This is a genomic window from Pseudomonas sp. NY15364, assembly GCF_048068235.1.
GTDB classification, from domain to species: Bacteria; Pseudomonadota; Gammaproteobacteria; order Pseudomonadales; family Pseudomonadaceae; genus Aquipseudomonas; species Aquipseudomonas mendocina_D.
The window spans coordinates 1-222 of sequence record NZ_JBLUPX010000110.1 but is presented as its reverse complement, the minus strand read 5'-3'; the positions used below and the strand labels follow the sequence as shown (position 1 = coordinate 222).

The window sequence follows — 222 nt, the reverse complement described above, 5'->3', positions numbered from 1 at the left end:
AACAACCAGGGCGGCGGCACACTGTTTGCGCGTCAGGACTTCACTTACGATCCTGCGACCGACAGCTTCCAATGTCCTGCGGGCAAGACCCTGTCGCTCAAACAGCTCAATGGTCGTTTTCTAGTGCGCCATTTCAGCGGGGTGAGAGCTGAGATGGCGATGGCCGTGCAAGCCTACAACCTCAAACGTGCTATTTCGGTACTCGGGGCACGCCGCATGATC

Annotated in this window: 1 pseudogene; it reads left to right on the top strand. The window is 57.7% G+C overall.

Going from position 1 to position 222, the window contains the following annotated elements:
- A pseudogene (locus tag ACNFCJ_RS24200) lies at nt 1-222 on the top strand (hypothetical protein); the annotation flags it as partial.